The sequence below is a fragment of the Acinetobacter amyesii genome (assembly GCF_002018365.1).
GTDB lineage: Bacteria > Pseudomonadota > Gammaproteobacteria > Pseudomonadales > Moraxellaceae > Acinetobacter > Acinetobacter amyesii.
Map to the genome: position 1 here is coordinate 141,150 of NZ_MVKX01000008.1, position 12,164 is coordinate 153,313.

A 12,164-nucleotide genomic window follows, 5' to 3' on the forward strand; every position below is an offset into this window, starting at 1 on the left:
TGGGCTTTTTAAATGATGATTTAAACTGTTTCATCTGTAAAACTATGCAGCTAAATAATGTATTGCTATGACAAACGCTAAAAGACTCGTCACTTCTGTGATTTCAATCGCTGCACCAATTGTATCTCCAGTCACACCACCTATACGCTGAATAAATTTCCATCGCAAATACAGTAAAGTACAAATAAACGCGAATATACTCACCACTCCAAGCCAGCTAAAATACAAACATGCACTTAGGCAGAGTATAAAGACCAGGTATGCCGACTTTCGTGGAATAGTTGCTGCTATCGATGAGCCTAAGCCTTTTTCACGGACATACTGAGTTGTTAAAAACAAAAATAAAGGGGCTAAACGACCCAAGACTGGAAATACAATTAATGCCAAATACATTTGCTGTTGTAGCAAAACATAAAGTGCCGACCATTTGAGTAAGCAAATCACGAGGAGGCTCAACACACCAATCGGCCCACATGCAGGGTCTTTCATGATTTTAAGTGTACGCTCGGCATCACCAAAGCCACCGACCCACGCATCTGCCGTATCAGCTAAACCATCTAGATGTAATCCACCTGTGAGCCAAATCCAAACTACCAGCAAAATACTACTGAGTAAGATGATCGGCAGACTATGCAATATAAAGGCAAGCAAGGCAAGAATGCCACCGATCAACAATCCCACCATAGGATAAAACAACAAAGATTGTCCATTTTGCTGTTTCGATGGCATCGCTTTGAGTTGAATCGGGAAAGTCGTGAGAAACTGTAGAGCAATCCAAAAAGGTGTCATTCACTTTGCTCCAAAAGACGAATATTTGCACGATTTTGCACAATGAATGAATTTAATTGTCCCAATTCAGCCGTCATTTTTAGTAAATCATCTAAATGACTTTTCTGTGCCATACATTTTAATAATTTAATCACACCACCATGGGAAACCAATAAAACGCGGTGCCAATGATGCTGTTGAGCCTGCAAGACTAGCTCATCTAGACCGCTTAATATCCGTTGTTGAAATTGCTGAAGACTTTCTGCATTCGGTGGCGTAAATGTGCTGGGACTTTGCCAAAACTGTGCGAGTAACTCTGGGGTGTTTTCATAGATATGCTTGGTTGATACCGCTTCCCAGTCGCCAAAATGCATTTCTTGAAACATCGCATTTTCAAACATTGGACATTTAAGTTGTTGAGACAAATCTAAAGCAAATAAACGGCAGCGCTGTAAGTCAGAAGTGATGATGACATCCCAGCTCGCTAAACCGTGTGTATGTATCACGTTCAATACATCATCTATGGTCTGCTGCATCTGCTGCCAACCTTTTTGCGTCAAAGCATCATCTGTAGAACCACGTAAGGTATGGCTTAGTTCAGTCTCACCATGACGCAATATATCTAAACGGAAATGTTCCATTTAAACTTTTTCACCAATCACAGCAGCTTGCGCGAAAGTTGCCATATTGTTATGTAAACGACATGCCAAACGAATTAAACCCAATGCTGCACCGGCACCGCTGCCTTCACCTAAACGTAAATTCAACTTTAAGAGTGGTTTAGCTTCAAGGGCTTGAAGTAAAAGTTGGTGCCCATATTCAGCCGATTGATGACCAAAGAGCATCCATTCACGTACAGCAGGATTTAAACGAACAGCGACCAAGGCAGAAACCGTACTAATAAATCCATCCACCACCATTGCCAAACCCAATTGCGCACAGCGAATGTATGCTCCAACCATCGCGGCAATTTCCAAACCACCTACAGCACATAGAGCTTTAAAGACATCTTGGCCGACATAGTCCTGATGTAAAGCTAAAGCTTGATCAATCACTTGTTTCTTATGTGCCAATTGTTCCGCGCGAATGCCAGTACCGACACCTGTCAGTTTTTCGGCCGGCTCATTAAATAAAAAACATGCGACAGCAGAAGCCGAACAGGTATTGCCAATGCCCATTTCCCCTGCGACATAAATAGACGCACCTGCAGCGATAGCATCTTCAACACTTTTACGGCCGAGATTCATCGCTTCAATACATTGTGATTCGGTCAGCGCAACAGTTTTAGTAAAATTTGCCGTACCTGCTGCAATACAGTAGCGCTCAACCCCTGCATATTCATAGGCTTCACCCACCGAACCACAGTCAATCACTTGTAGTTTGGCTTGATACTCACGTGCAATCACACTAATACATGCTCCACCTGTCGTAAAGTTTTGTAGCATTTGGCGTGTGACGGCTTGTGGGTAGGCTGAAATATTTTCTTCCATCACACCATGATCACCGGCAAAAATGGTGATCCATGGAAAATCGATATTAGGCTGATCAGTGTTTTGTAATGATGCAAGTTGCACCGCAACATTTTCAAGTTCTGAAAGCGAGCCCGTAGGTTTGGTTAGCTGTAACTGGTGATTTGCCGCCTGTTGCTTTGCTTCGATACTCGGATTTTGACAGGGTTCTTGCCACCAGTTCATGCTTTATCTCCTTTTAAGATCATTGGAAAACCTGCAACACAAAACACCACATGGTCCGCAATTTGACCCATTTGTTGATGTAAGCGCCCAGATTCATCGACGAATTTTCGACTGATTTGCCCCATGGGTACAACGCCTAGTCCAGTTTCGTTACTGACTAAAATAATGTCTGATTTTAATGTCGGTAGCACCGCAAGTAATTTTTGGCATTGATGCTGTTGAAAGTCTGCTTGTTCATGCATCAATAAATTACTCATCCACAGCGTTAAACAATCGATAAGAATGGTTTGATGAGCTTGGTCTATTTCAACTAAGCGATCGGCTAAATACAAAGGCTCTTCAATCAGCCCCCAATGTTCAGGACGGTCCGCTTGATGATGCTGAATTCGCTCCTGCATTTCCTCATCATAGGCTTGTGCAGTAGCCACATAGATGACGGATTGAGCACTTTCTATGGCTTTTTGTTCTGCAAGTCGGCTCTTCCCTGAACGTGCCCCACCCAAAATGAAATGAATCATGACTGTGCCATCTCTATATTTAGTCTGAACTGATGTTGATAAAAAGGACTCAACGCCCCTTGTAATACTTGAGCCTGATAATGACCAAAAGTCAGCTGCTCGCTTTCAAAATCAAAGCTGTGCTGTTCAATTTGTTGGATTCTTTCAAAAATATCATCGCTATTCCATGCCTGTTTATACAAGCCCAATGTGATATGCGGACAATATTCGATTGGTGCAATTTCATTCGAACTTAAATTCAAAGCTTGACGTAGATGGTCTAACTTACGATCTACATCCACAATTTCAATAAACAGCGCGCTTTGAAAGCTATTGATCTGACCTGTACGTAACCGAATATTAGATAGCGATAACTGTCGAAGTTGTTGTTGGTGCAGTGCCAATTCATCTGCTGAGAAATTATCATTCCATCGTTGTTCAGAATGATCGATTAATTGGGTTTTATTCAGCTCTTGAAAAAAACCACAAATAAACACGGTGATATGAAATTGGCGCGTATTCGGCGTGTATAAAAGATCTGAAAACTGCGCTCGAAGTGCTGTGAGATATGCCAATAATTCAGGATCCTGTATTTCTAGATACCACAAAGCATAGTGCTGACGACCTTGATGCCAATCGGGATAATCCTGATTGAGCGTCGGTACGACTTGCGTTGAAGGTTTTAAAAACACAGATAAATCACTTTAAATTCAATCTGCTTTATTAAAGCATGAATCAAAACAGACTTTGCCCAATTTTGATTTAGTAATATTCATTTAAAGCTGAAATTCATTCATCTAAGAGCTTTCTTCAATAAAAAAATGCCGAGTTTTACTCAGCATTTGTGATTCAATATATATTGCATGCAGTTAAGCATTATATTTTAGGCAAATTTCGCTGCACCTTTCTGATCTTGCATTTCAGTATGGTTGACCCGTGGATCGTTTAACTGTTCAGCAAACTGCTGCAATTGCGTCATTACATTGGCCTCAATCTGTTCGATCCGTTGCAGTTGTTCAAGCTCGTTGGTCTTTTTCAGTTCTGAAAATTGCAACTGGATAAAGTTGATAACCTGATCCATCGAACATTGATTTACACTCACGGCATACATCAAACCATAGACAATACCTTGCTGTAGGTGCATTGTCTCCAGTCCATATTTTAAGTTGGTTGCCAACGAGCCCAACACTCGTTCATTAAATGCAAGTTTACGTAAAGGATCTCGTGCCACACGCGCACATGGGTCTTTGTACGCATGTTCACAGGAGTTTATAAAGCTCTCTGCCAGCCGTGTTAAATCAAAAGCACGCTTTGGTAAGCGTCGTGCTAAACCAGCCTGCACCTCGTCAATGAGTTCATGCATGAATTGATCAACGCGATTATCTGCAAGTGCCACACCTATGGTTTGATGATTTAACAGTGCAGATTGCCAAGCCAACATGGCATGCACGCCATTCCATAAGCGATTTTTGATTAACTGGATATCTTCAATATGATCGACCAAAATCATTTGACGCATTTTTTCTAACAAAGGACTGTTATTTTCTACATAGATCGGCATGTCAGATTCTGCATTAAATAAAATTAAATCCATGCTTTGCAATATATGACTTGGGTGAAAATTGCGTCGCATATCCTCAACATATAAAGTGGCTTGGCGTTCCTGATCAGGATTTAATTTCGTCGCATCTTCTAAGTCTAATTGAGCATCTGCTTCGACTTCATCCAGTTGAAATTGTTTAAAAATATTATATTTTATACGGAGCTGACGATATAAATTTTGGTCACTCAACTTAGATACCATGCGGTTGACCACGGTATCGCAAAAATAGTGTTGTTGCATGATTTTCTCAGCAACGACCGCTCCGGCAAGCTCAGTTAAAGCCTGTTTTAAATGTGACATTAATAATTGTTTTGCCCCGACTTTATTCAAAATGATGAGCATCGTTAGGGGTTCGATGGCCTTTTCATCATGTGCAATATGTCGTGCATACAGGCCTTGTGCAATGGTTTTGGCCTCTTCCGCAATCGCTTTTTCAGGCAAACAGATGGCAACCAAACTCGACTCTGTGTACATCTCTTGCATCTGCTGAATATTTTCAGCATCAATCACTGCCATGTTTTCAATGCGTTCGTCATAAGACAATTGACCATAACGAATACTATAGGTACCAAATGCATTGACCGCAGAACGATATAAAGGGTTACGTGTCGATGCATAAATTTTTTTCGGGCGAGTATAACCATCCCAATGCGACAAAATTTGTGCTAAATAACCACCACCAATTGCTCCAAAACCATGAATACCGACAGTGAGCTGATTAAGGGTTTGTGGAAAAGCCTCTTGCACATGCGGCATCTCTAAATGCGCGGTGAACGGGTCAAGTTCCGTCAAGCAGTCATACATACATTCATAATAATATTTGGCTTTGGACAGCATGTTTTCATTGGGCGATTTAATATCTTTAAACAGTACAGTAATACCGCCAGCGTCAAAGGCTGAAGTCACACCATTTTCCGAGTCTTCAAACATCAAACAATCAGCAGGACTTAAATTCAGCTTTGCGGCAGCACGTATAAATATTTCCGGATGCGGTTTACCATTTTCAACTTCATCACCACAGACTAAGACATCAAAGAACTTATACACATTGGCATTGATGAGATACTCTTCTGCGATTGCGCGGCGACTCGATGTTGCTACGGCCATTCGTAGTCCTGACTTGCGTAAGCGTTCTAAAACTTGAACCAAGCCTTTTTTGATCGGTACACCAAACTGACGAACATGCTCCAGCTCTAATTCATCTGCACGTTTGCGAATATCTGCGTATGGAATATTTTCATCATATTCGGCTTGGGCCAATCTATGCGCGCTTTGTGCACTTAGCCCCAAACAATTCATCAGATAAGATTCTGAAAACTCAACACCGGTCAATTCAAGAGATGCCTGTTTCAATGTTTGAAACCGTAAACGTTCAGTATCAAACATTGTTCCATCCATATCAAAAATGGCGCCCAGAACCAAATCATTATTAAATTTAAGCATTTAACCTCCGTTATTTTTTTATGTGAAAAGAATAACGGAGAAAACTATTGATTCAGTACTTTGAGAATTAATGAAACAATTGTGGTTATTTTCTAATCAACAGGCTTGCTTTAAACATCTATTTTGTAAGCTTAACCACTGATCAAGTAACATCATGTAATCAAAACCCACTGTTCTTAGGACGGTAGGGTCTATAGAAGTAAGTATGCGCCTCATGCATATTTCACTCAGTCACTCGCTTCACGGTTTGAGTTTTGGTTTGAAATAAAAAGAATACGATCAGACCGAGCATCACTAAAAATAAAAAATAATACGGAAATTCTTTGTGCCATTGATATAAACCCGTACTAATCAGTGGCCCGACAACAAAGCTCAAGGCCTGAGTGGCTGTGCACCAGCTTGCCACCTTGGTCTGTAACGCACTGGGTGCCGTTTGCGCTGCACCGGTAGTAAATGCAGGGATTAAACACGCAACCGAGATACCATATAACAGGTACGTGGCTTGAAATATCCGTAATTCAGTGGTGAAAACCGAAATTAGCAAGGCTGCAGCCATGCTAAACAGCCCAACCCACAGTAAGCGATATACGGACCAATTTAAATATTTAGAAATCAGGGTTTGCATAACTACCAAAGCGATACCCACGACGAGAGAACACTCTGCAAAATGCACTGCGCCTTCTGCAGCAGTCATATTAAAGCGGTCTTGAATATAAAACCCGGCCGTTAAATTCACGGTCACGATGGCAAGATAGAGACTGAATCCCAACATTAACCATGGATAGCATTGCTGAATGCTCAAATCCATAGATGCTGCCTCATGCTTTTCTGTCACTGGCTTTTCAACGCTATGCTGTTCTGTATGTCGGTCAAAGCTGAGCACCAAGACCACAGAAATCAACGCTAAAATAATGATTGCAGCCCACAGCGGCGTCATGATTCCACCAAAACCCAGTAGCAAGGTTGTTAGAAATGGCCCTATGATCACGCCTGCACTATTTAATGCACCGAATTTTGACATCGCTTGTGAACGCTGCTGCTCATTGCTAAAACGGGTCATCACATAAGTTTGCAAGGCAATCTGTGGCATCGCCATAAATACCCCAGTCGCTGCACGTGAAAGCATTAGTAAACTAAACAACAGCAACATCCCTATATGAACAGTAAGGCCATACATCAACACGGCTGTAAATAACCCCCATGTCACAGCCATGCCCACAAAACCGATACTCAAGAGTTGATAAATCGAAAATTTGGATTGATTCTTTGAAATGTAAATCGCACCGATGGCCATCAGCAGCGCACCGACGGAAACCATTGCTCCGCCTTGTAATTCAGAAAGCTTTAACTCACGAACCAATGGTGCCAACAGCGGCAATATCATCGAGAAACTTGCACCATTGGCAAGACTGGCAGCAATAAACAGTTTGTTATTTCGATCCATTATTTTTGTTATCCATTTTTAATGGTACGTTATAAACAATAGAGGTGACTTAAGCCACCTCTATTTTGTAAGTCACGATACCGTGCTTTAAACACGATTTAGGATTTAAATCAGTATTTCACGGTATAACTTAAACCGTAGGTACGACCTTGAGCAGCTAGGCTAGAAATTGGGCCATAGACAGTTTCAACCGACTGGCTGTATACCGATTTATAATCCGTATTCCATACGTTGTAGACACCAAAGCCCACATTACCCGGTCCTACTTTTGCATTGGCAATTACGTCCATCGTTGCAAAGCCTTTAATTGCCGCTGCTGGAGCAGATCCATATTTCACAGCGTCTTTTTGGGCTTTGTCTGTACCGCCAATCGCTAAAGCTTGTACACGGAGGCTCATGTCATTATCAAATTGCCATTCTGAAAATGCTGTACCTTTTAAAGGTGCTACACGAATGGCATCCAATTCTTGCCAGTCACCTTGGGTATTTTTAAATTGGCCCGTGGTATATGCAACTGTGCCGCCAACCGTCCAATTTGGTTGAACTTCATAACTGGCATTGGCTTCGACACCATAGATACGCTCATCGGTATCAATAACATCAATGGTGTAATTAGGCGCACCAAATTTCAGGCTTTTATCTGAGTCATTATAAAAAGCTGTCAAGCCTGCATTTAAACCACCGGCATTTTGTACACGCCAACCGAGTTCATAGTTATTGACTTTAATCGGGTCAATGGTTTGGCTATTAATCACAGAATTTGCTGGCACATCACGCAGCATACGTTGCACATCGGGCAAGTTTGAACCTTGTGAGAAATTGGCAAACACTTGCTGTGCATCTGTTAAGTGATACACCGCGCCAACATTAAACAGCGTTGCATCATGTTTTACTTTGCCGCCATTCAGTGTTTTCGCCACATAACCTGGGGTTAAATCTGCGGTAATGGCTTCCATATAAGGCACAGATGAATCAACATCGCTTTCTACACGTTCATGGCGAATGCCGGCTTGTAAGCCTAGTCGGTCGGTTAATTCATATTGCGCTTGGGCAAATACGCCAAGTTTTTCTGTTTCAACATCAGGGCCAAAAGCATAGTAGTTAAACGGCTGATAACTCAGACCATTACTTTGAATAAACGTTGCGCTGTCATACATTTGGATATTTTGTTGATCTTTTTCATTTTCATAGTCCACACCGTAGGTTAAACCCAGTTCACGACCATTTAAGTTAAGATCTTTTTGTAGAGCAACACGCGCGCCTAAAACATCGATATCGGTTTCTGACTGATACACCAAGAAGAGTTCAGGTGCCATTTGACGTGCAGATGGGAACCACCGTGCTTTTTCATTTCGATAATATGTTTCAGCGTTTAGACGATGGCCTAAAATATCTTGATTTTCATATTGTGCATTGATGCTGTAGCGTTCAGTTTGTGGTTGTTCAGCAAGTTGTAAGCCTTTTACCGCATTTAATGACAACGGCAGCTTTCCACCCACGGGCTGTGAGCGCAGCGCATTTAAATTTGGACCATAGTCAGGGCCATAGTCACTATCTTGCTCATCATTATAATATTGCGCGCCAAAACTCAGCGTTTGACCATCGGCAATTTTCCAACTGACACGACCATTTAAATCTAAAGTGTCGGTATCTTGACGGTCTGTTTGTGCAATTTCAGGCCCAATACGGTTGCCATGACTATCTTGTATTTCACCACGTTTGGTATAGCTTGCACCTAAAGTTCCGCGTAAATTGCCTTGATTAAAGTTCATGGTTTGCGCAGCTTCATAAGCCAGCGCATCAGACTTAAAGTTATTACCAGAAGTGACACCGACTTTCGTTTCAAAACTCAGCGGCTCAGATCCACCACGTTTGGTGATGATATTGATAATACCGCCTGTTGCACCTGAACCATAAATACTACTTGCACCAGAGACCACTTCAATTCGTTCAATCATCGACGGGCTAATACTCGCCAGTTGTCGAGATCCATCACGATATCCCGTTTGCGGCACACCATCGATCATGTATTGCACCACACGTCCACGCATGGTCATCCCATAGTTAGACGTTGTACCACTTGATGGAGTCAGTGAGGGCACCAATAAACCGACAATATCGGCTGTGCTTTTACCTGCATTGGCTTGTTTTTCAATTTCTTCTTTAGGAATGCTGTACACCGTACCCGCAATATCGGCAATGCTTTTCGCAGAACGAGTTGCCGTCACAACAATCGGTGCCATTTTAGTAGCTTCTGCAGTTTGTGTTTCAACTGCAGTATTTTTTGCAGTGTCTGTCGTGACGTCTTGTGCATAAAGCTGAGTGCAAATTGCAAGGCTGAGACAAGTCAGTTGCATCGGTAGAGCTAAACGTTTCATATTCTTTTCCATTTCTTAGAGTTCCGATTGAGTCGGAAGTGTTTGAGTTTTTAAATTTTGTGTTTTTAAAACAATGCGCTGACTAATTAAGACGCTGATTACTGAGCCGATTGCCAGTACTAGATAAAAATGTCCATAGCCTAATGATTTTGCGAGAAAGCCTGAAAATGCACCGCCAATGAAGTAAACGAGCAATTCAAAGCACACTAATATGGTGAAATCGGTACCCGCCTGTTCTTTAGAACTGGTCTGCATGAAATAGGCATAGAGTGATGTCATGGCGATATAACGAATGGCTAGCATCAACACGACAAATACACCTAAAAGCAGATGCCATTGATTCAACCACCCCAATACAACGGCTGCCCCAATCACGGCATATAGCAATGTACGCAACCATCCTGCCCAGACCAACAATTGCGTCGCTTTGATTTTTTTCAGCAATACAGCTGCACTAACAGCTGCAATCAGACCGACACCGGCACCGACCACAGACATCAACACCCCGATCTGAGACAGTGACCATTTTTGGTCGATCAACATTGGATTGAGCATCGCCATAGCGGGTGCTTCCACCACGCGATAACAAACAATGAGCAGCAAGGCCCAACGAATCTCAGGTCGTTTAAACGCTTGTCGTAGGCTTGGCTTGGCTTTAGCAATTTGAGTTTCTGGCTCTTCTTGAATAAAAAACACAGCAAACATGGTTAAAAATGTCAGCAGCGCTAATGTTGTGAGCGCTGACTGCCAACCCCAATATTGGTAAATCCATAAAGTCGCAGCGCCACCAAGCATGCTCCCGCCGGCCACCCCAATACTTTGTGCCATACTGCCCAGACGGTAATTGCCTTCGGTAAATTTCTCTACGGTATAACCATCAATCGCAATATCTTGCGTTGCCGCAAACGTTGAAATCCATAAGCCAACGATGACAAATAAAGTCAGCCCATAAGAAAACTGCGTAAAGGCTAAAACCAGTACCCCCAGTACCAATGCGATTTGCGTAAACAACAGCCATGTTTTACGTTTACCAAGTTTTTTGACATAGAGCTGATCGATCCAAGGCGCCCAAAAAAACTTGAATGCCCATGGAATGTAAAGCAGCGATAACATGCCGATCCAGCGCAAATCTACCCCTTGATGTCGTAAAATGGCAGGCAAAGCCACATTGTAAAAATACAAAGGCAATGCATGTGCTAAGTACAAAATGATCACGACGCTCAAACTCAGGACTGAAATTTGAGATGGTGAAATTGCATGATTTAATTTTCTTGAGTGTTGTTGCATATCCACCTCTGCACTGCCCATTGCAGCGCATCAGACTGTTCTAATGAAACGTAATAAGGCACACGCCACGCTGCATGCAGCGCGGGTGTATTTAAACGTTTGAAGTCATCTGGATCTTGCGCAATACGCACCAGACCCAAACAATATTGAAAAAAGAGATGTTTAAACTTCTTGTACCAAACGGCCTGTATTTGCCGATATTCTTCAGGAAAAGTCGTTCCCTCAGCCGTTTGCATAACCAAAACAAAGGGCTGACTTTTTAGAAAAAAGCGCTCAACTTGAGTCAACCATTGTTCAAACTCTTCCACTGAAACATGCGCTGAAAAGCGCATGTCCAGTATGTGCATGTGGGTGCAGCGATAACTCATGACACCGCCTTAGCTAGTTGCTGATGCTGAAATGCCTTGGAGTCTTTTAAGTAATGACCGAATTTTGCATAAAAAGTTTCTCTGAAGCAGTAATACAACATGGCAGTCTTTTCAGGCATTGGGATTAGGCGCTGCGCTTCATAGCACATGTCTTCAACCACAACGGCATAAGGCTTCACACTATGATCAGGTTCTCCCACAATCTTGGCTGATGCGGCATTTTCAAAGATATAAAAGCTCAATAAACGCATGACAGGACGTAAATAGCCTTTACCAAAAACGGACTTTTCACCAAATAACAAATGCCAACCTAGATCAAGCTCATCACCGTCGTAATACAAACCTAAACGATCCCGTTTTCCTTCGTAGATCTCTGTGTAGCCCACATCTTCACCATTGACTCCTACAATCAAAATTCGGTGATGATCATCTGCCAGCATTTTTTCGTAATACACTTTTAGTTCAGTTTCTGACTTATTGAGCTGCCATTGTGGAATCACATGCGGTTCATGCATCCATTTATGAACCAAAGCCATATCATCTGGATATTTCATTTGTCGTAAGTAGTATTGCGTCTCATTCTCATGGTATTCATAAAAATCAGGTAGTTGTCGTGATAACGTTGTCATGATGTCGTCCTTTAAATTTGTTTAATCTTTTCTGTTCTTAGCTCAAAAATCTG

General features: G+C 42.1%; 11 protein-coding genes. All 11 read right to left on the reverse strand.

Going from position 1 to position 12,164, the window contains the following annotated elements; genetic code table 11:
* Positions 1-42: 42 nt before the first annotated feature.
* The 11 genes from B1202_RS12775 to B1202_RS12825 all read right to left on the reverse strand — a co-directional run bounded on the left by B1202_RS12775 (position 43) and on the right by B1202_RS12825 (position 12,111).
* Positions 43-789 (reverse strand): adenosylcobinamide-GDP ribazoletransferase, encoded by a 747-nt coding sequence (locus B1202_RS12775; RefSeq protein WP_078190990.1) that lies wholly within the window; start codon positions 787-789, stop codon positions 43-45.
* Entirely contained in the window at positions 786-1,409 is a 624-nt protein-coding gene (locus B1202_RS12780) for a histidine phosphatase family protein (RefSeq protein WP_078190991.1), read from the reverse strand. The genes B1202_RS12775 and B1202_RS12780 overlap by 4 nt, the downstream gene beginning before the upstream one ends.
* Positions 1,410-2,462 (reverse strand): nicotinate-nucleotide--dimethylbenzimidazole phosphoribosyltransferase, encoded by a 1,053-nt coding sequence (gene cobT / locus B1202_RS12785; RefSeq protein ID WP_078190992.1) that lies wholly within the window; start codon positions 2,460-2,462, stop codon positions 1,410-1,412.
* Positions 2,459-2,980, reverse strand: coding sequence for a bifunctional adenosylcobinamide kinase/adenosylcobinamide-phosphate guanylyltransferase (gene cobU / locus B1202_RS12790; protein WP_078190993.1), 522 nt, complete (start codon positions 2,978-2,980; stop codon positions 2,459-2,461). The genes cobT and cobU overlap by 4 nt, the downstream gene beginning before the upstream one ends.
* Positions 2,977-3,651, reverse strand: a complete 675-nt coding sequence (locus tag B1202_RS12795; RefSeq protein ID WP_078190994.1) for a 2'-5' RNA ligase family protein — start codon at positions 3,649-3,651, stop codon at positions 2,977-2,979. Before B1202_RS12795 ends, cobU begins: the two co-directional genes overlap by 4 nt.
* 191 nt (positions 3,652-3,842) lie before the next feature.
* Positions 3,843-6,005, reverse strand: coding sequence for a bifunctional mannitol-1-phosphate dehydrogenase/phosphatase (gene mtlD / locus B1202_RS12800; RefSeq protein ID WP_078190995.1), 2,163 nt, complete (start codon positions 6,003-6,005; stop codon positions 3,843-3,845).
* 223 nt (positions 6,006-6,228) lie between these two features.
* Positions 6,229-7,449 carry an MFS transporter gene (locus B1202_RS12805; RefSeq protein ID WP_078190996.1) on the reverse strand — a complete coding sequence of 407 codons (1,221 nt, stop codon included), beginning with the start codon at positions 7,447-7,449 and terminating at the stop codon, positions 6,229-6,231.
* Positions 7,450-7,559: 110 nt separating this feature from the next.
* Complete coding sequence (locus B1202_RS12810) at positions 7,560-9,827, reverse strand: TonB-dependent receptor (RefSeq protein ID WP_078190997.1); 2,268 nt, start codon at positions 9,825-9,827, stop codon at positions 7,560-7,562.
* A 15-nt stretch (positions 9,828-9,842) separates the two neighbouring features.
* On the reverse strand, positions 9,843-11,114 hold the full coding sequence (locus tag B1202_RS12815) for an MFS transporter (protein ID WP_078190998.1): 1,272 nt from the start codon (positions 11,112-11,114) through the stop codon (positions 9,843-9,845).
* Complete coding sequence (locus tag B1202_RS12820) at positions 11,090-11,482, reverse strand: hypothetical protein (RefSeq protein ID WP_078190999.1); 393 nt, start codon at positions 11,480-11,482, stop codon at positions 11,090-11,092. Before B1202_RS12820 ends, B1202_RS12815 begins: the two co-directional genes overlap by 25 nt.
* Entirely contained in the window at positions 11,479-12,111 is a 633-nt protein-coding gene (locus B1202_RS12825) for a GNAT family N-acetyltransferase (RefSeq protein ID WP_078191000.1), read from the reverse strand. The genes B1202_RS12820 and B1202_RS12825 overlap by 4 nt, the downstream gene beginning before the upstream one ends.
* Positions 12,112-12,164 lie beyond the last annotated feature (53 nt).